We start from the raw sequence: 25574 nt of genomic DNA on the forward strand, positions 1-25574 counted from the left end.
GTACCGTTTTTCCCATTTTACTATAGCTCATCTAATTTTCGCTGTTCATCTTCCGAAAACCGCACATGCTGCGATAAGTCTTTCACCATTTTTCTGGCAAAGACAGCGCCGGGATCATCGCTTTTCATCACATCATCCTTTCCAAGATCGGCATCAGGTCCATAAATAGCCCGTTTCAGGTCGCGCCGCTGCTCCATTTCCTTTACCTTGCTGTCCGCCTTTTCTATCATTGAGTGATCAGGTATGCCATTTTTCGTCAGGTCTTTAAAATCCCGGTAGGGCTGCAGGTTTACTTTCATCACCTTTTGCATGACCTCGCCCCATTGCAGCAATTCTTCCATACTGTATTCCGGGTTATTCTTCCCGGCCATGTATTGTACCATAGCCAAATACTGCTCCGGCGTACCACTGAACCTGCGGCCCTGGCCAAGTAACTTGCTGATGAAAGACAGGAATCCCATAGGCGTAATTGTTGATTTAAGTAAAATTAAGGATTTTTTCCTTTGGGTACTTTTGTGAAGAATTAATCCGGATTTGCGTAAACAAGCTTATCTGTATACCTTTAGGATTCTTGTCAATTGATAACTTGGAATTAGCTGAAGTATTTGACCTTATCCGTAAAGAGCCTGTATGCCTGTTTATTGGCTCGGGCTTTTCCCTGTATACCGGCATGCCGTCTGCCCACCGGCTGATTGGACTGTTACATGATTCACTTTCTTTGCAACACCAAAAAAAGATCACCAAAAGTGACGATTTGCGAAAATACACGCAGGATTTTCAAACCTTATTTGGCCGGGCAAAACTTATCAAAATACTACAAGAACATTTTGACGTAAAACCAGAGGATACCCATATCCATGATTTGTTTGGCAAAATCGCGTACTTTAGGTCGGTGATCACCACGAATTATGATCGCTTGATCGAGGATGGTTTTGGGGAACGGGCGACAGTCATCGTCAATAATCAGCAGGTCTTCGGCACCAAGCGCGCTAAAACCCGTATCCTGAAAGTCCACGGCGATATCAGGGACGGTAAAAGTATCGTGATTACCACAGAGGATTACAGTAACCAGTACAACCGGCTGTTCAAGGACCCATTCTGGGCTACCGTGATCTCCGAAATTTCTGCCCAGCATATCATTTTCCTGGGCTTTGGCTACGAGGATGAAAATATTCAGGCTGATTTTGATTACATTGAGAAGAAACTCAAAAATAAGTTCAAAAAGAGGATACTCATTTCTCCGGGCACCGACCCCATCAAACTTAAGCGGTATAGGCAATTGGGCATGCAACATATCCCTGCCACCGGTGAAATATTTATCAACGGCCTGATAAAAGTATTGAAGGCACATGTGAAAAGCGACATGGAGGACGGGATCGTAGAACAGCAAACGGCAATGGATTTTATTACAGCGTTTGACATGGAAGTCAATATCAAGGCCACCCAGAATGCCACACAATTGATTGACATTAAAAAGTCCAGCGGGCCTACCCAGCACTCCCTGAACATCACTACCTCGGACGAGGAACTGAAGTTAGCGCTGGAGAAATTCACCACTGGGTATACACTTCGTGAATTGCAGATCCTTCCCGAGCAGCTCGAAAGCTTTGCCTTTTTGATCGAAGGCTTCCGTATTCTGGACAAGGCATCGCTTGGAATGCTTAATGTGTCCCTCCATCCTAAATATGAGGGTATGGTCAGGGTCAGGTTCCCGGCAAAACTATTCACATTACATAAAGTGAATTGCCGGGTTTTCAATAATATTCCGGGCAAAGCCCGAATCGAGGTCGAAGTGACAGGGTTTGAAGCCGCCTTCAACCTGGAAATTAGGGAAGGTCATGTCGAATTGAACTTTACAGCGCGGGAACCGGAATTTCCTATGGCGGTGAATAAGTCGTACGAGGTGTTTCGGGCATTTTATTTGCTATTCACCGGGGAACTGATGGAAATTGTGGCAAAAGACGGTTCGGTATATCAGCAACGATTGACTGCCCAGGCGCAGGCTGCGGAGTTTAAAAAACAAATGGAGTTTTTCCATACCCTTAAAAAGATAGAAAAATCCTTTGCTGTGAAATTTGACCCGGTGAAGATTGGCGATGTGACCGATGACGACCGGGAGAAGATTGAAAAGCTACGCGCCTTGATGGATCATGGCTATTATGCATTCAAGCGTGATGACGGCATAATCATTGAACAAATGCCGGATTCAAAAGAAGTCTTTGAAAGCTTTGGCAACCTGGTACCCGGCACCTATGTCAGCCTGGTAACTAAAAGTCATACTAGTTTGGATCTGTTTGGTAAAACACTCTTTATGGGTAATGAGCAGATAACGCTCAGGGACCCTGCCGTACCTGTTCTGGATTACGAGGCGCTGCGCATGCAGCTTATTCCTTCAGATGATATCCTGATTTATCACTACAAAAAATTCGGTCTGAGCAAATTGAAGGGCGCGCAAAGCGTTTGGCCGCTTGGTGAGGATGACGAAGAACCCCTTATTTGACGACTTCCCCGCTGGTATTTACAAGTCTTTGATCCTGAAGTGGATAAATCAATTGCACTGACCCTTCTTCGCCAATTTTCTTTCTTTTCCTAAAAGCCTGAATTTAAGTACTAAAGATGGTCGTTTTGAAATTGGCCAAACGGGGTCAATTAAGTGTGGTTTATCCACTACAGGGAAAATTCGCAATTTCAGTCGCGATATTATCGCCCTTCAGGGAGGCTATAACCAGGTGTTGGCTACACAAAATAAAAAGCCACTTCTCGAAATAAACGTCGCGGCCGAAATCGATTGGGCAACTAATTGGGCAACTAAGGGATATATTATAAAAACCGATGATAAACGTTTTTATTTAGACGCTTATTTTCGCGCTCGGCTGCCAACTACTCCCTGGCTGAAATTTAGCCTGAAATATGATCCAAAGGGGGGAATGTCTTTGGCTTTTTCGACTTAACTTACAATTTGGATAAGTAATAAAGGACTTATCGTCATGCAGCACTATCCTGCCTGCCGGAAAATATTAAATAATAAATGACAGTTCGATACAACATGGAGTAAGTGCAACGATTGCTAAATATGGCGCATTCGCTGATATTTTGGGCAGACTTTACCATGTTTTATCAGTATAAACCAGTGCCTCATCAATTCCTTTCGAATAGTTTTTTACCGAATAGGCAATGGTTACATCCGGCGTCAGCGGTCCGTTATGTCCTTGCCAGTTTTCCCAGTACCGGGTAGAATAGCCAATAACAATTTTGGTATGGGGCAGTCTGAAGCCCCTTACTTCTCCATAGTGATTTACGCTGCCACTAGTTGGTTGACCTACTAAGGTGGCGTATGTGCCCCGCTTAAGTTCAATCGCATTCATCAAGGCTGATGAAAAGGTTTCCCGGCCAATAAGCACAAACAACTTTCCTTTGCTGTTCAGGTAACTTCGTTTGATGCGTTCGATAAAGGGGCCTAAAATAGTAGAGTTGCCTCCACTGTTATCACGCAGATCAATGACAAGACGCTGGGGCTTACTTTTTATGATCATGGCAAGGAGCTCATCGTTAAACACGGAAAACGGATGCCCGTCCTGCTCCTGGCAATTGTTGTAATTAAAATAAAGCGTACCACTCCCGGGATCAAAGGCATACCAATAATTTTTGTGTTCCTTTGGGGAAAGCTGCCTGTTTTTTACACCGACAAGAGGCAGGCTGCCGGCGTCTTTGCCGGTTACAGACCTGATGGCGCGTTTAATCGTTTTACCATCAGGAGCGGTTAGCTCGAACCTGGTTTCCTCCGTGTTGCCGGTGATCCCCAACCCTTTCAAAATGACCGGATTATTAAGAAAATTCAGGAGCCTCGCATCAAAAAAGGACGGGTTCCCGCTTTGAATAATCTCCTTAAAACGGTTGATCACCTCCGTGATCGCATGTCCATTGATGCCGGTTAGCTGATAGAGTAGCACATCCGTGTTGGTTGTATCCGTTGCCGTTACATATATCCCCTCGGCAAACTTGTTAAACCTGATAGGTATCACCTTCGTGAAAATCGGTTCAATGTGGGTATGCTCGTCGCCAATCGCAACCGTAAGTTTAAAAAGTTCTGTGGTGAATGTCTCATAGTCCGGCTCAATCAGACGAGATTCAATTGCTGCAATGTTTTTATCGAAATCAGCTTTACTGATTCTGGCAAACAGATTAATATGCCTTTTCGGGAGCGTATCTTTTAAATATTGCAGATCTTCCAGATAATCTGCTTTCGATAGCTGCTGGCAAAAAACCAAACCGCTGTGAAGGAGCATAAAGCAAAGGCCAATTGTTCTTTTTGTCATATACCTCTATAAGATATCAGATATGCGCTAAACGTTGCAGCATATTCAATTTTAATAGCTGGATTGTGTGATCGTTTCACTGCCTCACCCCGTTCCGCTCATCTTCCGCGCCATTCGCTTCGTGTTGCCGCTGACCGGCTATTACCTTGCCAAAACGGTAGCTGAAAGAAATGACCGCGGTAACTTTTTTATTTACTTCATCAATATGTATAGGATTGTCAAAATCATCGGACTCAATTTTTAGCATACTCCCTGTTTCTTCATCATCGGTACGAATGACTAATTTTTTATCAGCGGATTTATAAGTCGGTACCCATTCTTTTGTTTTTCTGGCACTAAGGCTGCGGGGCGCCCCTATAAAATTAGCCAGGTCAGTTTCATAGTAACTAATTAAGTGGTTGCAGGTATCTCATTCGAAGTCGGACACCAGTGGGCTTCTTCCCAATAGTTCAGGAATAACGTGGGCTTTTTTCTGAATGTAACTTCCGGATAAGATTTCTTGCAGAACGGCACACTCGTTCGCGCCTTGGTTTCAACAACCACTTTTTGAAGCTTATTCGGTTGCATGTTCGCGATCTGGTATAAGCCGAAGAAATGGTTGTATTGTTCTTTATACTTTTCAAGCAAGGTCATCACAAAATTGATGTCGTAAACACCTGTTTCTTCATTTAACGAGTTGATAATTTTAAACATGCTTTATAATATAGTATGGCCTACTTTTTTCTCTTTGGAACATAGCTTGAGATGGAATCGAATTTGGGAACAGTATCAGCGCTGTACCTTTTGAAGCGTTGCCAGTATACCTTCCGCGTTCTTATTTGCAGGATCAATCTCCAGCGCCTTTGCATAGTTTTCTGTAGCATGGGGCCTGTCGCCTTTTTTGAAATAACATTCGCCGATCAGTTCATAGCCATACGAAATATCCGAAGGTTTGCCATTTAAAGCAACAGCTACCGAGAATACTTTAACCGCATCATCCAGTTTATTCCGCCGCTCCAAATATTTACCGGTGCTGATCAGGTCGGGGATCTCGGATGAAAAATCATATTTGTCCTGGTGGTTAGCTTTCAGATCCCGGTAAAAAGCAAGCCCCTGGTTAGGATCGGCCAATACCTTAGCCCTCATTTCCAGGTAAAGAGATTTTTTTGGCACCATAACGGGTTCGCCTTTCAGGGCAGCTAAAATGGCCGATTTAATTCCATGCACTTTCATTTGCTGGTTGTTGGTCATCATCATAATGGTCACCTGGTCTTTTAAATTACTGTAAAAAAGGGCTTCGTAATTGTTATTGGACCCCTGGTGCTGATGCCATATTAATTCACCGTTTTCAAATCCAGACGTTCCCAGGCTGCTTTCGCCACCCGGAAAGTTAGCCGCCAGTTCGTTCACCGATGCTTTGGAGATCACTTTATAACTGTCCAGGCATGCTGTCCATTTGTACAGGTCGGTTATTGGTAAGCGCACCCAACCAGTCATGCCCGGGGGGTAAGGGGTGTCCTTGTATTCGCTGTCAAAGGCTTTCGCTGCATCTTCCGCAGTTAAAGGATAATCAATTGCTGATGAAGTCATGCCGCAGGGGATCAGGATATGCGCTTTAATAAAATCTGCATAAGGCATCCCGCTTACTTTTTCAATGATCCGCATCTGGAGGTATACATTGTAGTGGTTATAGATATAGGCAGAGCCCGGTTCAAAACTCAGCGCTTTTAACCACATCAGTTTAGCCAGGATCACGCTGTCAACTTCCGGTGAGCTGCCTTCAATGGGAGGGATACCGCTCGTGTAATTGATCAGGTTCCTGATCTTCACTTTGGCCGACCAGGCGGGTAGCCCCTGTAAAAATTTATTGATCGGGTCATCCAGGCTGAGCAGGCCGCGTTCCTTTAAGATCATGATCGCGGTACCGTTGAACTCTTTACTTATTGAACCGATATCAAAACGAAGACCGGGTGTCAGCATTTTTGTCCTGCTGCCATCCGCATAGCCCCAGGATTGCTGGTAAATAACCTTGCCCTTTTGGGCCACCAGGATATTGCCATTGAATATACCCCGCTCATTGGCAGTTCGCATAATGGAGTCGATTTGTTTATAAGTGCCCGACTGGGCCCGGGATAGCTGAACAGCAACACAAAAATTGAATAAGAGGAAAAGGTAGCGCATGACAGTTTTTTTTACAAGACACCCAAAAGACGGTTTGGTTACTCTTATTTCGAATTTTGATCGGACCATACCATAGACCTTTAGCACTAGAACGATTGGTAAAGTGTTTGAAGAAGAGCAGTTTTACTTTTCATAAGCCCGAGGGCGCCCTTCAGTAAAGCCTCGTGATCCAGCCCAAAGCCCATGATTTTTTTCAGCAAGTCTGTAGCCGGGGCATCAAAGCCATTTTTAAGCAAGGCTGTATATTTTAGGGCAAAGCCCTGTTGATCCTGATGCACCATCGTATATAATTTACAGGATACCAATATCGCATACAGGTAATTGACGTTATAAATGGGATCATCATAAAGCAGGCGTTTATTGGTCCATTCGCTGCGCCTTTCGGGCTCGCCTGCAAAATAAATGTCATATGGATTCATGATACTGGCATAGAGGTTGTCTATATCTTCCCGGTTATGAATGTTTCCGTCAGCAACCCCATCATAAAGCCCCTGTTCAAAAGTGCCTTCTTCGACCGATGTGAATAATTCCAGCGAAAGCTTATCCAGGAACATTTTGGTATAATAAGCTTTGTTTATGGGCGTTTTTGCACGCTTTTCCAGCTCATCCATCAGCAACAATTCATTGAATATGGCATAGGCCTCGAATAAAAAGCCTGGCCCCTTGCTATAGGAAGGTACAGCCAGGTGATCACCCATGAGCTGTTCATGAACGGCGTGGCCACCTTCGTGGGCGAGGCGCGAAACCTCCCTTTCGCTGCCGCTGAAGCTTTTCATATAAAGGCTTTCCGGCACGCCGGGGAAACCGACCGAAGTAAACTCGGTCACCCGGTCAGGGCCTCCGGCAATATCCAGTTTGCCATTAGCCGGGTCAAGTAAATGGGCAAAAGCCTGTGCATACTCGCTGCCCAACGGAGCCAGCGCCGCTAAAATCAAGGTTTTAGCCTGTTCGTAGGACATGGGCTGTGTGACCAAGCCGGTGGGCAAGAAGGTATCCCAGCTATGCACCTGCCCGAGCCCGGTTACCCGTTTTACCTGGCCGCTTTGCAGCCGCTGGTAATCCTGTAGTACGCCGGCATGTTCGGTGATCTCGACAAGCAATTGTTTAACGCTGGCCTCCGGCAGCTGCAAACTCCGCTGGTATGCCCTTTCGGTAGCGCTTTTAAATCCTCTTAATTTTGCCTGTGCTGTTTTTTGCAGGGCGATATCGATCAGCGTAGCCGCAAATAACTCGCCGTGATCATCGTAGGCTTTATAATAAGCAGCCATGCCCGTTCTCCGCGATACGCTATCCGGGCTTTTTAAAATGGCTGACCGGTTGCCTGCCTTGATCTGGTCCATCAGGTCATCGTAACGGTCGGTCAGATGGCCGGTCATGGCATCAGAAAGCCGGTTGATGACCGCTTCTTCCTGATCCGTCAGGTTATGTGTTGCTTCCCGGGCGGACTGTTCGAGGAGGTACCGGTATTTTGTTTCGGTACCCGTAACTTTAACAATATTAGGCCTCAGCAACATGCGGCTCACCATTCCCTGTAAGGAACCGATGGAATCACCCAGTTGGCTATAAACCTGTTTGGATAGCGTGTCTTTGTTATTGACATAACACTTGAGTGTAAAATATTGATAATGCCTTTCTATGGATACCAGCAGCTTTTCATATGCATCCAGATGCGACCGGAGGTTACCCGGTGCCCAGGCCGAATCACGTTTAAAACGGGATACACTGTCTATCACTATGATTCGTGAGGCTTTTTCATCGACACCGCTTTTAAAATACCGGCTGAATTGCACATGAAACTCCACTGCTTTACCATTGAACGGATCAAACTGCTGGGCGAAGGCATGAAAGGAGAGGCATAACAGGCTTAATATGAACGTTGCGCTATATTTTCTGTTAACAATTTTGAAAACCCGCATATGATCTTTTTTCCAAAATTAGTTTATGGATCAATGATAAAATTGAATGAAATTAACCCAGTCCATAAATATTATAGCTTCCGGAATGCTTTTGGTAAACAGCCGGTAATGGATTTAAAGGTACGGGTAAAGTGCGCCTGGTCGGCAAAACCGCATTTATAAGCAATGGCTGTTAAGGGTAATGGTGTGCTTTTGATCAGCCCCAGGGCCTTATCCACCTTAATCTGGTTCAGGTAAATACCCAGGGTCGATGAAAAATACAACGGGAAGTAACGCGATATGGTTACCGGGTGAACGCCCAGCCTTACCGACAGATCGTCCAGATGGAAAGGCTTGTCCCACTCATCATGCAGCAGTTCCTTTAACCTTGTCGCCCATTCCGGGGCGGCTTTTCCGGCTTTTACAGCCGAAGTCGATACGGGGCTAAACAAGGTATACAGCAATAATTCTGCGGATGCATCAGTATGTATCGGATTATCATCCAGCTCACGATAAAGCTTTAACAAGGTAAATTTAGTAGTGATGGTGTTCGGTACGATATGAGCCAATTGTTCCTCGGTCACGGCCATTCGGCGGATAAAGCTTTCATTAAAATCAACATTGATCTTACGGGTACCGGCCGCATAGTTGCTACAGCGGTGCAGCTCGCCTGCGGGTATAAATTTAAGATCACCCGGTACCCTTTTATGTTTCTTACCCAGCAGGTCTTCGCCGTGCGTGCCGCTTAGCAGGAAGCTGATACCGGAGTTTTCGTGTGCGTGCCATGCTTCAAAAGCAGTGTTACCGGCGTAGCTGGTGAGGGCAATGTTGCAACCATTCAGCAGCCTGCTTTGCCTGTTATCCCCCAAAAAAGTACTTATCTGTTTCATCATCTGCCTTTGTTAAATAAGCGCACTCTTTAAAAGACCTAATTTATTAAATAGTGTTACAGCAAATAAAGAACTTAATTAAGTTAAACTCAATTTCAATTACTTGTGATTTTCAAGGCAATTACTGTCTAAATAGTCGCCTAAATTAAAAAAGGTGGTACTAATGTGGAAAAACTATTTTGGTTGATCCCTCATCGCCAATTTCGTCTGCATTCCTAACTACTTGGTTACAATAATAGAGAGTGTTCAAAGTTAAATCGGCCCACTACAACAAGTTTAAATCACTAACGAGTTGATTGTTAATGATTTACTTGTTTTTTAGCTAAGATGTTTTTCTGTCAAGCTTTTCCAGAATTAAAGTAATGTCCTGTTAATAAGCCACTTGAATTGTTTTTCAAGTGTTCTAATCCCTTTTGGGGATTTGGTTCGAATACTCTTTAAATTTCCGAGTCTAAATCTTTATCATTTTCATCGTCATCCATTATTATTTCTACTATAAGTTGGGCGATTAGATCTATTAAGTCAGTTTCGTTGTTATCATGCTTCGATTCTCCTTTTTTTACAATTCTTTTGGCTGGTCTTTTTTTGACATTTTAAATAATATTAGTTAAAGGCTAATATAGCTAAGCCAAAGAAATAATTCTATTTTATACAAACTGATTATAAGTGTATTAATTAACCCTGTATTGAAAATACCCCACTATACAAAAAAGGCGTTCCGTATCTCACCCCGGAACGCCATCAACTAAATCCAGATCAACCTCATTATTGATCTTTTGCTTACCATCTTTCTCAAGGATGGGAGATCTTAAATCCACCTAAACTCACTGTTCAGACTGTTTATTTTACTAAATAAGTTTTCTTATCAATTCCTATTCCAGTCAGCTTTAAGGACTTCCACAGGTCAGGCAATTTCGATTTTACCTGGATAATTCCGTTGGGAGTAATCTCCAGTCCTCCAAAACCGTTGAGCATTGCCTGTATCAATCCACCCGCTCCCGTAGCAAAGTATGGGTTGGTTGCTCCCGCTGATTCAGCGAGCACCCCAAACGGCGGCAAAGCGTTGGGTTTGTATCCATTTTTAAAAGCGAGGAACGCTTTCTCCCCATCGCCAAGTCTTGAATACAATATGGAAAAGATTGCATGCGTCATAGCCGGGCCATTACCCACTTTGGATTCATAATATTCAAGGTCTTTTCTGATACCAGCAGGGTCGGTGATCTCATGGAGCGGATAAGCAAGCAGGTTAACGTCTGCCTGCTTAATATTTTCACCTTTGTAGGTATCGAATTCCTTAGTTACTCCATCAGGGAATTTTGATAGCGGGATGTTTAACGCGACTGCTTCCCAGTCGGGATCATAGTTTATACCTAATATTTTTGCAGCAGCCGCAGCGTCTCGCAGGTTGGCTTTTGCGGCAGCATTAGTAAAGGCATTATTATCTATATTTTCTGCATATTCATCAGCAGCAACAACATTTTTAATATCATAATGGCCCGGACCATTTCTTTCTACCCTGCTTGCCCAAAAATCGGCAGTTGCCGACAGTATCGGCCAGCCTTTTTCCCGCAACCATTGCTTATCCTGCGTAACGCAATAATAATTCCAGGCGGCAATGGCAACGTCGGCAGTAATGTGGTGTTCAAACGGGCCGGTTAATGCCCAAACCGGTGTTTCTTCTACACCGCTATCGGCACTTTCCCAGGCAAACATGGCCCCTTTATAGCCATGCGCAAAGGCATTTTGTTTCGCTGCAGCCAAACGCTGATAACGGTATTCAACAAAAGATTTGGCTATCTCCGGATGCAATAGTAACAAGCCGGGATACATCCACAGATCAGCATCCCAAAATACGTGGCCATTGTAGCCAAGCCCCGACAGCCCCATTGGCGAAGGCGCATAAGCGCTGCCGGCGCGGGAAAAGGAATACAAATGATATAGCATGCTATGTACATCCTCCTGCGCCTGCGGATCTCCCTCAATTTTGATATCACTCTTCCACAAGTCGTCCCAGGCTTTTTCATGAAATTTGATCAGACGGTTCCGGCCTTCCAGTTTGGCAAAGATGGTTAAACGTTCGGCCTGGTTCAGCGGGTCGGCATCATGCGCCGACGTAATTGATGACCCGGCAACTGCATACTGATAAGTTTGTCCTGCGGCGATAGCTTTGCTGAATTTCATCTGGTGCAGATTATTGTCCCACATTTCGTGTGTCACCCGTGGTTCCTGCCCGCGTTCTTCATCAAACAAAAAAGTATTCGAGGCGCAGAGCAGCAACTTGCCGGTCGGGCTTTTTGCTGTTGAAGTAAGCAGACTAATAGGTCCAACCTCGTTATAATAGTTTTGAACATCGCGCAAAGCATCCGGTGTTTCCAGGGCACTGGTAGCATTGATCGTAATATTTTTTTTAGCAGTGATATAAATATCCATCAAAACCGTAAAGGGCAGTTGTCTTAGCGCATAATAAGTGTATTTTACCGAAGCTTCATCTCCAAGGTCAAACGTTGCGGTAAAGCAGCCGTGCTGCATATCAAGTTCCTGCTTATAGTTGCTGACGCTCCTGGCCTCGGCACGTTTGCCATTGATGTCGAGCGACATGTTCAATAAATTAAAACTATTCAGAAAATTGCTTACCCTTCCCCGGCCATATAAATCATAGGCACCGGCAAGTGTTACATTTTTGATCTTAAACACTTCCGGCGACGAAACCATACCAATCATTCCGTTGGCAACGGTAACCCCATAATAGTTTGACGGGTCGATGTTTGTCGCGGTTATTTTCCATGGGTCTGGCGTTTGCGCGAAGCAAATTGTATTAACTAAAGTTAAAAAAATAATATAGAGGAGCCGTTGTTTACTTGTCAGGCCTGTTGTTTTCATATTTTATGATTTAGTCTTTCAAATTGGCTAGTATAAGCATACGCCAACTGCCCCGCTGTTTAAAGTGCGGTTACTATTCTGGAATTAAAATTTATGCTGAAAATCTATACCATGGATCGTTATTCATAAGACTGCCGGCATTCCTCCGGCAGTCTTGTATAACAAACTATCCATTAGCCATTATTTGGCATAACCAGGATTCTGAACCAGCTTGGTATTGGCAAGCTCAGTAAGCGGGATAGGCAAAATTTCGTTTTTACCAGCTATGAAACCCTTAAAGGCAAGCGTCGAGGCTGCATCGCCCCACCTTACCAGGTCAAACCAACGGTGCCCTTCGGTAGCAAGTTCTAAACGGCGCTCAGCTTTAATGTTAGCCATTGTTGCTGCTACAGGAGTCAAGCCAACGCGGGCACGCACCGCATTTAACAAAGCTGCGGCCCTTGTTGCATCGCCTCCACCTTGTATTAAAGCTTCAGCTTCCATCAGGTAAGTATCGGCTAAACGGATCTCAATATAGTTGTTTGGATAGTTAAGGTCAATCACGCCTTGAGTTGCTTTATACTTATTAAGCGGCGCATACTTTAATGTAAAGTAGCCGGTATTCTGGTAACTTGGCGTGTAGCTGGTGTTTTGTACTTTGACCAGGCTGTCCATATTCAGTATAGTGTAACCATACCTTGGGTCTTTAACGCTGCCATAGTAAGGTGCAGTAAATGCAGACACCAACTGCGTAGTAACCGGGTTAAAGCCCCAGCCGCTTCCATATACAGGGCCACTATAATCTCTTGCGCCCACCATCTGAACGTAAACATCACCTTTAACAGTACTCCAGTGGTCCCAGTCATAAGCCTGGTTTGGCGTAAAATTCCACTCAAAAATAGATTCGCTGTTGAACTTATTATCCGGGTTGAATATCTGGCCATAATTTGCTTGCAAATGATAACCATAAATAGCTGTTGTGCCACCCGGTGTACCATTGACAATGGCCAGTTGAGTTGCTGCCTGGGTATATTTTTTATCATACAAATAAACTTTGCCAAGTAACGCAATTGCAGCCCCTTGTGTAATGCGGCCCAGTTCGCTACCGCTCACTGTCGCAGGCAGGTTAGGGATTGCTGCCTGCAAATCAGCCTCAATTGAAGTGTAGACAGTTGCGGGATCAGCTTGTGGTTGCATGTAAATATCCGCAGGTGCCAGGGTTTTGGTTATTAACGGGATATTTTTAAATAACCTAACCAGATCGAAATAGTAGTGCGCACGCAAGAAGGTGGCTTCGGCAATGTACCTGTTTTTGGTAGCGTCGGCCAGGCCTGCAATCGTAGTAGTTTGCAATACATCAATAATGGTGTTGGCCCTGCTCACTCCCAGAAAATCGATACCCCAGAAGGCTAGTTGTGGCCCTGCACCTGCAGTCATTTGGTAATTGTTAAACAATTGCCAGTTAGCGATGTCGCCTGAACCTCCGCCGCCTGCGTAGCAATCGTCTGAACCCGAGTTTAACAGTCCACGCGGATCAGAATAACTCGCATCCATGCCGCCTATTTCGGTTACCAGAGGGCTATACGCTGCTGCCAGGCCTGCAAACGCTTCATCGGGTGTAGAATAATAGTTCGCCTGTTGAAATTGTCCCTTAGGTTCAGTTTCCAGGAATGATTTTTTGCAGGAAATGAGTGTGGATAAGCCCAGCAAAAAAACAGCTATATATTTAACATCAATTTTTTTCATGATAATATTTTTAATAATTTAATAATTATAATGCCACATCTAAACCAAACCGAATAGTTCTAGCTTTTGGATACACTCCCTGATCAACACCGCCTGATATTTCAGGATCGTAACCGTTATACTTTGTTACAGTAAACAGGTTATCGCCGCCTATATAAATATGTACGCGATTAACATCCCATTTGCCGGTAAGAGATTTTGGTAATGTATAACCAAGCTGTAATGTTTTTACACGCAGATAAGCACCGCTTTGCAGATCGAAGCTCGAAGGAACATGGTAGTTGCCGTTTGGATCAGAATCTGTCAGCCTCGGATAGCTTGTATTGGTATTGCCTGGTGTCCAGGCGTTCAGGGCCGCTATCGGATAATTGGCAGCGGTTACATCCAGGCGGCGGTATTGCTGGAATATTTTATTGCCCCACACACCCTGGCCAAATACATTAAGGTCGAATTGTTTGTAGTTTACAACAAAATTAAAGCCGTATTGCCAGGTGGGGATCGGACTGCCCAGGTTTTGACGGTCACTTGGGCCGATCGGGCCTGCGCCTGTGGTGCTGGCATAGATCAGATCGCCGGATTTCGCATTAGGCTGTAGCAGGTTGCCGCTGGCGTCTTTATACGCGTTTACCTGAGCTTGTGACTGGAATATGCCCAATACCTTGTAACCGTAGAAATAGTTAAGAGGCTGGCCGACTGAAATGCGCTGGATGGTGGAAGGATTAGCACTATGCCAGTCGCCCGTGTTGATAAATGGAAGCACATTCAGATTAGTAACCGTGTTTTTGTTATAGGAAATATTTCCGTTTAATTTTAAAGTGAAGTCACCAAATTTATGATTATAGCCTAACTGCAGTTCGACACCCTCATTGGTGATGCCACCTGCATTTGAATAGGGGGCACTGCTAACACCTACATACGAAGGAAGCGGTACCTGCATCAGCAATTGGTCGCTAACTTTTTTATAATAGTCAAGTGTTATGGTAAGATCCTGAAACATCGTCATATCAATTGCCAGATCGGTTGATTTGTCCCGTTCCCACTGCAAATTCGGATTAGCCAATGTTTGCGGGCCATAACCTGTAACCAATGTCTGGCTGCCAGCAGGGCCAAAAACATAACTGCCGATACCACTTACAATTGGCGAATACTGGAAAGGGGCCAATGCCAGTTCATTACCTAATACACCATAAGAAGCACGGACTTTCAAATAGTCAATAAAAGTATTTTTAGGGAACCAGTTTTCTTTGGTAACAACCCAACCTGCCGATACTGAAGGAAAATTACCATAGATGTTATCAGTGCCGAATTTTGAAGAGCCATCGCGGCGAAAGCCAGCCTGGATGAGGTATTTCTGATCGTAATCATAAGTAACACGACTGAAATAGGAAGCATGTTTGATGGGTTGGTTATCACCGGCAGAGCCAAATCGTTGTGACTGCGGCAAGCTAAAATTGAATGAAGCCTGTTGATAGGTAGAAATAGGCTCCCCATAGTAGGTAGTGCCAACCGACCCGCCGCTTTCCTGTTCAGCACTTGTACCCGCTAACACCGTAAAATTATGTTTACCGATTAAACGGGTATATGTTGCTGTGTTGTCCCAATTCCATTCGAGGTTTTGGTTAGATGAGCGCGACTGGCTGTTTTGCGCCAGGTTACTGTTGGTGGGAGTTAAATAATAAATCGGCTTGAATGATTCCGTACCATAAAATGCCTGCCTGGCGGCAATTTGTGTTTTTATTGACAAACCTTTTATCGGGCTAAGTTCAGCATACACATCGCCAATCAGGCTATGCGACCAGTTATAATTACCATCGAATAGTTTCACTTCTGCCAATGGATTAAGTAAAGGCGCATAGTTTGATATGCCATAAGGCAAGCCTTGTGCATTTCTTAAAAGGTACGCCGCATTGTTGTTATATATGGCAGCATTAGGCTGTGAATTGATATCGGTAACCACTGCAGGGGTAATTGGGTCAAGATTGATCGCATCGTTCAGCGGGCCGCTGCTCCAGTAGTTGGTATTAAAGAATGTTGTGCTCCTGGTATAACTATAGTTAAAGTTTTCACCAAACTTAATATACTTTTTGGGCTGGAAACTGGTGTTTACCCGGAAGTTCATCCGCTTATAATCAGATTGATCGGTCGCAACAATACCTTTCTGATCCAGGTAGGCTACCGATGTAAAATAGTTTGATGTTTCGGTACCGCCACTTACCGACAAATTATGGCTCATCATAGGCGCTGTTCCAAATATTTCGTCTTGCCAGTTTGTACCGGTACCAAATTGCGATGGATTTGCAAATGGCGCAGTACCGCCGTCATTAGTAACAGCTTGGTTTCTTAGTTGGGCATACTGGGTAGCATTAGCTAATTTGAGCTTATTAGCAACTGTTTGAGAACCGTAATAAAAATTATAGTTAAGCTTTGGTGTACCAGGTTTGCCTTTTTTAGTGGTGATCAGGATAACGCCATTTGCTGAGCGCGAACCATAAATGCCAGCAGAAGCATCTTTCAATACCTGGATCGATTCAATATCATTTGGATTAACGGAATCATAACCACCATTATCCCATATCTGTCCGTCAATTACGTACAAAGGACTGGAGTTGGTTAGTGAGTTAACACCCCTTATGATAACGCTTGGGCTAGCCCCCGGAGCGCCTGAATTTTGCGTAACCGCAACGCCCGCTGCACGGCCTTGCAGCGCATCATCAACGCGGGTGATCTGCTGGCCCTTCATGTCATCTGAGCTAACGCTCGAAATGGCACCGGTTAATGTAGCTTTCTTTTGCGTACCGTATCCAATAACAACCAATTCATTTAGCCCGCTGGTGAGCGTTGTCAACCTAATTTCAATATTTGTTTGAGAGCTAATTTTAATCTCCTGGGTTTGAAATCCGATGAAAGACACAACCAGTACATCACCCGGTTGGGTATCAATCGAAAATTCTCCGTTGTTATTGGTAATGACGCCTTTCGATGTACCTTTTATAGTAACGGATGCACCGGGCAAAGGTGCGCCCTTATCGTCGGTAACTGTTCCCTTTATGGGGGTGGCCTGCTCGACCGATACCTTTACAACTTCGGTTTTTCTTTTAATAATAACAGTATTGCCGTTAATCAAAAAGGTAAAAGGCTGGTTAAAAAAACACTTTTCCAACACATCATTAAGCTCTGCATCTTTTACAGAGATGCTTACAAGTTTTGCCGTATTAAGTATATCTGAACTATAAATAAAATTGTAATTGGTTTGCCGGGTAATTTGATCTAAAACATCAATAAGGGGTTTGTTTTTGACATTTAAACTGGTTTTTTGGGCATATGTTGAAGCGCTTACCTGCATAAAGGCAACTACCCATAAAATAACAGTTAATTTCATTACTCTCAAAAATTTGGATAACGCGCAGGAAGTACTCCCGCAAGTAATTCCGGTAAAAATTTTATACATTTGAATGTTAGGTTAAATTAGTTGTACGAAACGATTAATATTAGTTACCTGGCCCGGCTTCTCATTGCCGGAGATCATCAGGAGCGGTACCAACGCTTCTGGTGATTTATTTGATAACCATAATTGTTGTTATTTTTAGTATTTTTTTATTTCAACACAGTTATCCTCCTTCCTTCAATTTTAAAGTGAATAGTTCCGGTTAATTCCATGTTTTTCAGCAGTTCGGAGATGTTTTTATATTTTGAAACCCGCCCGCCGAATTTTTTATTCTTAATATCGGCATCATAGGCAACGTCAACATCGTACCATCTTGCTGCAGTTTTCATTACACTTTCAATACTGGCATCATGGAATATAAAATAACCATTTTTCCAGGCAAGTGCTTCATCCATGTTCGCCGGTGAGACTTCCAAATTACCAGCCGATTTTGATACAACAACCTGCTGGCCCGGCACCAACATCTTTTGCTGGCTGTTTTTGCTGATTTTTATTGACCCTTCTGCTAATGTGGCTTTGGTTTCTTCATCATCGTAAGCCTTTATATCAAAATGGGTTCCTAAAACCTCAATACTGGCATTGTTAAATTTTACGATAAAAGGCATTCCCTTATTTTTTGTAACTTCAAAATAAGCTTCGCCTGTTAATTCAACGGTGCGGTTTCGGCCAACAAAGGATGACGGGAATTTTAAGGACGATGCGGCATTGAGCCATACTTTTGTTCCATCGGAAAGTACCAACTGATACTGCCCGCCACGAGGAGTGGATATTGAATTTGTTACCGGATTTTTATCTTCAGCTGAAGCAACATACTCCACTATCCTGCCCTGTTGTTTTTTTACAGTAAGATCTTTCCGTTTGCTGATTATTCCGTTAGCAACATCGTTTAATGAAATTACCTTTCCGCTTGCCAGTGTGAGTATCGCTTTGTTTGATCCGGGTGCAACATCATGAACCGCAATAGCTGGCTTATTATTTTTTAAAGGCTTTACCGACTGATTATTTTTTAGAAAAAGCAGCCCGACAGTACCAAAAATTAAAATAGCCGCTGCCGAAGACCACCACTTTATTCTTTGGAGCTTAACAATCATCGGTTGACCAGTGCTTTTATTAAGTTTGTTGAATATCCTTCTTTTTGTTTCACTATACTCATTGGCTTCATCATCCTTTACAACCACATACATTTCAAATTCATCACGGTAAAGCAACACCTCTTTTATTTCATCGGGTGTTGCCTCTCCGGCAATGTATTTTTCATACAGCAACAGGTATTCTGCTTGGGTCATTTTATAATGGTTTATTAATTGGCTTATATTAATATAGAGGTACTTTCGTGCCATGCACACACTTTATTTTTGAAAAAAAATCACGCAACATCTATATATTGATTTCAATATCTACCTTTAAATCTTATAATTGTATTTTTATTGTTACAACCAATTATGGCAAAAAGCTTCCCAAGCGACGCCGATCTGTGGGAAAAGATCGTTAACGATGATTATCGTGCTTTTACAGCGCTCTTTGAACGCCATTGGTATATACTATATAAAACTGCGAATAAATATATTAAAGACCCTGATACCTGCGAGGAACTAGTTCACGACCTGTTCCTTAATATCTGGAACAGAAGAAAATATCTAAACATCGCCGATTTTAAAAGCTACTTAAAAACCTCTACCCGTTACCTGGTCTATAGTTCTTTAAAGAAAAGTGAAAATCTGTCTGTTGTGTACCTGGAATCCTACCCGGAGGAGACAAAACTAACCCAGGAAAACAGTGGCCAGGAAAATATGATCTACCACGACCTAGAAAATGAAATGGAGGCCTGTTTAAAACAACTGCCCAAGCGTAGTTGTGAAATATTTTTATTAAGCCGGAAACACCACCTCACCAATAATGAAATTGCTGAACGGCTTGGAATATCAAAGCGTTCTGTAGAAAACCAAATCACTCAAGCCTTAAAACATTTAAGATTACACTTTAAGGATATAGCGATATTCATTCTGTGCAATGCTTTTTTTAGGCGATGAAAGGATAGGAAATAACTTTCAATTTCCGCCGATATGTTTTAGGTCGTGAAAGATGGATCTTTCTAACACAGAATGGTTTTTGAATTTAAATGTTTGGAATGGAGATTTTAATCTCTTTCAAAATTGGCTCAACAGCCTCCAAAAACTCAAATAAGCGTTCTAAGAATTTCCCTTTTTGGCTACTATGGTCAATATGTTGTAGTTTATCCAATATGGCTAAAGTTCATTCAATCTTTGGGCGCAATAGCATCAAAATTCATAGGGTTAAAGCAAATCAACAAGGGCTATATAGTTTTGCGGAGTCAGAAATTGGAACTGCTTTTTTTAGCTGTTCGGACGAGTTGGTATCGGTAACCTGGCCGGGTATCTCTTCTAATAGAAATAGGGGGACGCATTTTATTCTCTTTGGTTGTTAAGCAAATGTCTCTATTTTGAACTTTTTTCCCGTCAATTCAGCTGCGAGTCTAGCATTTTCAGTCTTCATTTTCGTCAACTCAGTCAGTTTTAAATAAATAGACCTTTCATCAGCTACATTTTTGCATCAAAATAATTGCAAGATGGAACTGATGACAACAAAAAAACATGCTGCGCTGAATATATTGATAGGCCTAACCGTAGTGCTATTTTTTGCGGCTTGCGCCGGCAAAACACACGAAACCGATAGTGGAGCTGATAGTACTATATCGGTAAAAACAGAAACTGTTACCACTACCCCTATTACTAACGAGATAACGCTCAGCGGCAATATTGAAGGAACCACCACTGTAAAACTTGGTTTTATGGTGCCAGGTAAAATCAACCTTATATCAAGCAAGGTCGGGGAGTTTGTATCCAAAGGTCAGTTGATAGCAAGCCTTGAGGCAACTAACTATGCCCTAAACAAGCAGCTTGCCGATGTACAGATGAATGAGGTGAAAGATGAATACAACCGCTTAAAGCTTCTACATGGCAGGGGTAGTCTTAGCGAAAGCGATTTTTCAAAAATGAATGCCTCGCTGCAAAAGGCACAGGTACAACAGAAGTTAGAAATGAAAAATCTGAACGATACCAGGCTATACACCCCCATCAGTGGGGTACTGCTAAGCAAGCAGGCAGAAGCAGGTGAGATCATCGGCGCAGGTACCCAACTGTTCGTTGTCTCGGACATTAGGAAAGTAACTGTGCTGGCATTTGTACCTGAAGGGGAACTTGGCGGATTGCATATTGGGCAGGAGGCAAGCATCAGTATTACGGCGCTGGGCAAAACCTTTGCCGGCAAGATAACAGAAGTTGGCGCTGTAGCCGATGCTGCATCCAGGGCATTTACCGTAAAAATAGGGGTAGACAATGTCGGATTGCATATACGCCCCGGCATGATTGCGGAAGCCAGAATTTCTGCCAGTGGTCAAAAAGAAGGTATTCTGCTGTCAGCCGAAAGTATTATAAACGATTCAGGTAACCAAAGCTATGTTTACGTAACTGATAAAGCCGGCCGGAAAGCTTTCAAACGTAAAGTAAGCCTGGGTAAAATGTCAGCAAACAAAATCGAAATACTGTCCGGCCTGTCTATCGGCGAATCGGTCGTTGTATCGGGTCAAAGCAAGCTCTCCGATGGCTCTTCAATAACTATTATGAAATAAACGGTTCGGTAAGATCGACAGATCGCACGGATCCGGTTTTTGCAGCAGTCTCCTTTTATTTTTAGTATCAAACCGGTTATCATTTGTGATCCCCTCAGCTATTGAAAAACAAAAAAATTAAGAATATGAATTTTATAGAAGCAGCACTTAAATATAAACAGGTTACGCTGGCCGTTTTGCTGATGCTATTTGCGGTGGGGGTCAACTCGCTGTTGAATATGCCGCGTCGTGAAGATCCTAAGATAACGATTAGAACAGGCCTGGTCATCGCTTCATTTCCCGGCGCATCATCTGCTCAGGTAGAAGAACAGGTTACCCAAAAACTGGAACAGTATCTTTTTCAGTATGAAGAGGTGGATAAAACGAAAACCTACTCTACCTCAAAAGACGGTAATGTGGTCATCAATGTAGAGCTAACCGAAAATGTAAAACAGCCGGATATCTTCTGGAACAAACTAAGACACCAGCTCCTGATTGCCAAAGAAGTAGATCTGCCTGCAGGAGTGCAGGGCCCGATTGTTGACTCAGACTTCGGCGACACCGAAGCAATGGTCATTGCGCTGGAGAGTAAGGATGCCAGTTATGAACAACTGAAAAGCTATACCCAGAAAGTAGAAGAGCAGATACGCACGCTGACACAGGCTTCAAAGGTTAAGCGGATCGGTGAACAAAAAGAAGAAGTCGTGGTTTCCTCAACGTCAGGTAAATTAGTGCAATACGATGTCAATGTGATGCAGGTGGCACAGTCACTGAAAGCCCAGAACAGTATTAATGCCTCCGGCGAAATCAAAACCGAGGGTAACAAGGCTCCACTCTACACCAATGGTTATTTCCATACCGAAACTGAGATGGCCGGCCTGATCGTGGGCACTTCGCCTACCGGTTCACCTGTGAAACTCAGCGATATAGCTACCCTTAAAAGGGGGTACGCAGAACCCGAAAGCGCCATTACAGTTAATAGCAACAGAGCCATGCTGTTATCCATACAAATGTACGAAGGAAACAACATTGTGGATTTCGGGAAAGATGTAGAAAAAAAGATAGCAGAAGCAAGAAAACTGATCCCCGCAAATGTAAAAATCGTTACACTCGTATCACAGCCAACGCTGGTAGATGAAAGTATATCGCATTTCATCAAAGAATTTTTTCTCGCTATCGTATCGGTTATTGTAGTGGTTATTTTGCTGCTCCCCCTGCGCATAGCATCAGTAGCGGCCATGGCCATTCCGATGACGGTGGCCTTAACGTTTGCCATCCTAAATGCCTTGGGCGTTGAGTTACATCAGGTATCGCTTGCCGGGCTTATACTGGTGCTGGGTATGGTAGTGGATGATGCGATAGTAATTGCTGATAACTATGTAGAGCTGCTGGATGAAGGTGTAGAGCGCTGGACAGCAGCATGGCGCAGCGCACATGATCTGCTGATACCTGTACTTGCCGCTACTGTTACCATTATTGCTTCGTTCATGCCTTTGGTGCTTATTAAAGGCTCTACAGGGGAGTTTATATTTACTTTGCCCATTACAGTAGCTGTTGCCCTTGTTTCATCTTACTTCGTGGCCTTGTTCCTTACACCCCTGCTTTGTTATACTTTTATTAGAAAAGGTTTACATCAGCACAGTACCCAACCGGGCGGGCATTCCCCAAAAAAGGAGAAGAAATCGGTGCTAACCTATATGCAGGATGGTTACAATGCAGCATTGAGTTGGTGTGTAGGGCACCCTAAACTTACAATTCTTACCAGCATTGTATTTGTGTTGCTGACGGGTGCCGTGTTTAAGATAGGGGTTCGTGAATTGTTTTTTCCGCCTGCTGAACGCAACCAGTTTGTCGTAGAACTATGGATGCCCACTGGTACTAAACTGGAGAAAACCAATGCAACTATTTTAAAGGCAGAGCAGTTGATAAAAGGTGATAAAAGGGTACTATCCTACGCCACATTTACCGGCACATCAGCACCGAGGTTCTATTACAACTTTACGCCGGAGGTACCTACAAGTAATTACGCATTGATCCTGGTAAACACTACTGATGCTCAAACCACCGAAGAAATGGCAGAAGAGCTCAGCGGGAAAGTGAAGGAGCTGGCGCCTGACGGAACATTTTTTGTAAAACTGATGCAGCAGGGGACGGATTTAAAAGCCCCGGTAGAAGTGCGCATCATTGGTGATGATGTTACCCGGTTAAAAACCATAGCGGAACGGGTAGAAGACATCATGAAGAAAGCTAAGGGGAGTCGCCTGGTGCGAAATGATTTTGGCGAAGACCACTATGGTATACAGATTACTCCTAAAGAGGAAGGCAGACGCCTGGGCTTTACCACAGCCAGTATAGCAGAATCGGTATACATGGGCTTTACAGGTGCGCCCATATCTACTATGTACGAGGGGGACAGCCCTATAAATATCTTGTTTCGGCTAAACCCGGATGTTCGCAAAAGTACAGGTGATTTGCAAAACGTGTACATCACCTCGCCGGTAAGCAATGCGACTGTACCGTTAAGACAGATAGCCGATTTGGCCCCCCAGTGGCAAAGCGGTAAAATCATTCACCGCAACGGTGTGAAGACACTAACCGTCCAAAGTGAAACCAAGCCCCATGTATTACCGGCCGAATTGCTTGAGGAAATAAGACCGGCCGTAGACAGTCTGAAATTGCCCAACGGTTATCGCATAGAATATGCGGGCGAAGAGGGCGGAAAAGCAGAGGTGGAAAACGACCTGGTCACTGCATTATCAATAAGCATGTTATTGATATTTTTTATCCTTTTGTTCCAGTTCAGAAACCTAAAAGAGGTATTCATTATTATGGCAACCATTCCGCTGAGTTTGTTTGGCGCCATTCTCGGTCTTGCAGTTACCGGCAATAATTTCAGCTTTACCGCATTTATAGGACTTGTATCACTATCGGGTATTGTGGTGCGCAACGCCATTATATTGATAGATTATACCAATGTACTGCTCAAACAGGGGCTGGATATAAAAACCGCAGCCATCGAGGCAGCCAAACGGCGATTGCGCCCTATTTTTCTTACTGCCATGGCAGCAGCAGTCGGCGTACTCCCCATGATCATTTCTAAATCGCCCATGTGGGCACCACTGGCCAGTGTGCTATCCTTTGGGGTGGTCTGGAGCATGATAATGGCTTTGCTTACTGTACCTGTGATGTACATAGGCATGATCAACACCGGTGATAAAAAAGACATTTTACAGGACAATAAAACAAATACAGCACATGAAGCATAATATAAAACCTCGCCTGCTGCTATTGATGGTATTACTTTTCGGTTCTTTCCGATTATCTGCTCAGTCAGGGTATTCACTGCAACAGCTGATAGAAGCTGCCAACAAGAACAACCACCTGCTTGCTATAAAGGATTACCAGGTGCAGGAAAAAGTCAGCAAGCTAAAGGAAGACGAAATAAAAAAATATCCTTCACCTACGCTTGACGGAAATTATCAATACAATTTTACCCTGCCAGATATAACTATACCGGCGGGAGCATTGGGTGCTGTAAGTACTGGGAATGGGAGCAGCCAGCTTTTGCCTGCCCAGGCCAGTAAATTCAGCGTTGGCCAAAAGGGAAGCTATAATGTAGGGCTTAATTTTTATCAGCCCATATTGCAGCAATTTAAGATCAATACGGGCCTTGCCATTGATAAAACCGACATCAAACTATTGCAAAAAGAAAAGGAAAAAACAGCGCTCCAATTGCAGCTGGCAATTGAGCAACTATACTACGGGACACTCATTGCCCAAAAACAGACAGAAGGCGAAACGGCGAAACTGGAACTGGCAAAAGCCAAACTGTATGACACAGAAGGTGCATTGGCAGCGGGGAAAACCACAAAAGTAAACATTGCCGGCCTGCGGGCGGACATTGCCGGCCAGGAGCAGAACCTGCTAAAACTTAGTATACAGATCCAGGATTATTTAGGTGAATTGAGCAGGCTTACCAACCTGAGTATTGATGGGTTAAAATTACAGGAGGCTGAGCCGGATAAGACATCACTTAATCCAATAGATGAATACAAGAGTGCGGCCTCCGGCAATCCCGATATGGAGATAGCCAGACTGAACAAAGAAAAGGCGCTATTGGGAATAAAGGCGGCCAGACAAAGCAATCTGCCCGATTTCGGGATTGTAACGGGCTACTATGTGCAACAAGGAAACCCAATATTGCCAACCAGCAGCCCATATGTTGGCATCAGCCTAAAATGGAACCTGCAGGACCTTTTCTCCAATAAACAAGTGCAGAACCAAAGGCTTTTCCAGCTAAAGCAGGCGGAGGAAACTATGGCTTATACAAAGAGGCAGGTTGACAGCGACATAGACAAAGCCTGGCGTAAGATAAAACAGTCGGACGCGCTAATTCTGTCAGCAGAAAAACTGGTAGGCTACCGTAAAGATGCGCTAAAAGAGCAATTGGACAAGCAAGCTGCCGGACTTGACATCAAAACCACTACCCTGGAAATAAAATCGCAGCTGGCAGAGGCTGAAGTGAACTTGTATGCCGCACAATTATCGAATGCGATAGCCATTGCAGAGCTCGAAAATTTAACCGGGCAAACAAAGTAATGCTGGTCGCCACATCGATGAAGCCAGGACGATCAC

The 25574-nt window shown here is 43.8% G+C and carries 16 protein-coding genes; 5 read left to right on the plus strand and 11 right to left on the minus strand.

Going from position 1 to position 25574, the window contains the following annotated elements:
- Nucleotides 1-20: 20 nt before the first annotated feature.
- On the minus strand, nucleotides 21-461 hold the full coding sequence (locus tag FHS10_RS00795; RefSeq protein WP_259086725.1) for a hypothetical protein: 441 nt from the start codon (nucleotides 459-461) through the stop codon (nucleotides 21-23).
- Between the two features lie 125 nt (nucleotides 462-586).
- Here FHS10_RS00795 and FHS10_RS00800 point away from each other — a divergent pair, with 125 nt between their 5' ends.
- Nucleotides 587-2500, plus strand: coding sequence for an SIR2 family protein (locus tag FHS10_RS00800; RefSeq protein WP_259086726.1), 1914 nt, complete (start codon nucleotides 587-589; stop codon nucleotides 2498-2500).
- Nucleotides 2501-3104: 604 nt separating this feature from the next.
- On the opposite strand, the gene FHS10_RS00805 is transcribed toward FHS10_RS00800, so the two are convergent.
- From FHS10_RS00805 to FHS10_RS00850, 10 genes are all read right to left on the minus strand, one after another.
- The gene (locus tag FHS10_RS00805; protein ID WP_259086727.1) at nucleotides 3105-4316 is read right to left on the minus strand and encodes a S41 family peptidase; all 1212 of its coding nucleotides are present in this window, start codon (nucleotides 4314-4316) and stop codon (nucleotides 3105-3107) included.
- 76 nt (nucleotides 4317-4392) lie between these two features.
- A complete protein-coding gene (locus tag FHS10_RS00810) occupies nucleotides 4393-4563 on the minus strand; it encodes a hypothetical protein (protein ID WP_259086728.1) in 171 nt (56 codons plus the stop codon).
- 143 nt (nucleotides 4564-4706) lie between these two features.
- Entirely contained in the window at nucleotides 4707-5009 is a 303-nt protein-coding gene (locus tag FHS10_RS00815; RefSeq protein ID WP_259086729.1) for a hypothetical protein, read from the minus strand.
- 75 nt (nucleotides 5010-5084) lie between these two features.
- Nucleotides 5085-6476: a serine hydrolase domain-containing protein gene (locus FHS10_RS00820; protein WP_259086730.1), complete on the minus strand. Its 1392-nt coding sequence runs from the start codon at nucleotides 6474-6476 to the stop codon at nucleotides 5085-5087.
- Between the two features lie 86 nt (nucleotides 6477-6562).
- Nucleotides 6563-8392 (minus strand): M3 family metallopeptidase, encoded by a 1830-nt coding sequence (locus FHS10_RS00825; protein WP_259086731.1) that lies wholly within the window; start codon nucleotides 8390-8392, stop codon nucleotides 6563-6565.
- Between the two features lie 71 nt (nucleotides 8393-8463).
- Nucleotides 8464-9264 carry a helix-turn-helix domain-containing protein gene (locus FHS10_RS00830; protein WP_259086732.1) on the minus strand — a complete coding sequence of 267 codons (801 nt, stop codon included), beginning with the start codon at nucleotides 9262-9264 and terminating at the stop codon, nucleotides 8464-8466.
- Between the two features lie 837 nt (nucleotides 9265-10101).
- Nucleotides 10102-12141, minus strand: coding sequence for a kojibiose hydrolase (locus FHS10_RS00835; RefSeq protein ID WP_259086733.1), 2040 nt, complete (start codon nucleotides 12139-12141; stop codon nucleotides 10102-10104).
- A 180-nt stretch (nucleotides 12142-12321) separates the two neighbouring features.
- Nucleotides 12322-13866: a RagB/SusD family nutrient uptake outer membrane protein gene (locus tag FHS10_RS00840; protein WP_259086734.1), complete on the minus strand. Its 1545-nt coding sequence runs from the start codon at nucleotides 13864-13866 to the stop codon at nucleotides 12322-12324.
- A gap of 25 nt (nucleotides 13867-13891) precedes the next feature.
- Nucleotides 13892-17245, minus strand: a complete 3354-nt coding sequence (locus tag FHS10_RS00845; RefSeq protein WP_259086735.1) for a TonB-dependent receptor — start codon at nucleotides 17243-17245, stop codon at nucleotides 13892-13894.
- A gap of 215 nt (nucleotides 17246-17460) precedes the next feature.
- Nucleotides 17461-18597 carry a FecR family protein gene (locus FHS10_RS00850; RefSeq protein WP_259086736.1) on the minus strand — a complete coding sequence of 379 codons (1137 nt, stop codon included), beginning with the start codon at nucleotides 18595-18597 and terminating at the stop codon, nucleotides 17461-17463.
- 156 nt (nucleotides 18598-18753) lie between these two features.
- Between FHS10_RS00850 and FHS10_RS00855 the strand changes: the two genes are divergently transcribed.
- The 4 genes from FHS10_RS00855 (at nucleotide 18754) to FHS10_RS00870 (ending at nucleotide 25538) form a co-directional block, all read left to right on the plus strand.
- Nucleotides 18754-19341 (plus strand): RNA polymerase sigma factor, encoded by a 588-nt coding sequence (locus FHS10_RS00855; RefSeq protein WP_259086737.1) that lies wholly within the window; start codon nucleotides 18754-18756, stop codon nucleotides 19339-19341.
- Between the two features lie 566 nt (nucleotides 19342-19907).
- Nucleotides 19908-20960, plus strand: coding sequence for an efflux RND transporter periplasmic adaptor subunit (locus FHS10_RS00860; protein WP_259086738.1), 1053 nt, complete (start codon nucleotides 19908-19910; stop codon nucleotides 20958-20960).
- Nucleotides 20961-21085: 125 nt separating this feature from the next.
- On the plus strand, nucleotides 21086-24205 hold the full coding sequence (locus tag FHS10_RS00865; protein WP_259086739.1) for an efflux RND transporter permease subunit: 3120 nt from the start codon (nucleotides 21086-21088) through the stop codon (nucleotides 24203-24205).
- Entirely contained in the window at nucleotides 24195-25538 is a 1344-nt protein-coding gene (locus FHS10_RS00870) for a TolC family protein (protein WP_259086740.1), read from the plus strand. Before FHS10_RS00865 ends, FHS10_RS00870 begins: the two co-directional genes overlap by 11 nt.
- Nucleotides 25539-25574 lie beyond the last annotated feature (36 nt).

It is taken from the genome of Mucilaginibacter dorajii (assembly GCF_024808255.1).
In the GTDB taxonomy this organism is placed as follows: Bacteria; Bacteroidota; Bacteroidia; order Sphingobacteriales; family Sphingobacteriaceae; genus Mucilaginibacter; species Mucilaginibacter dorajii.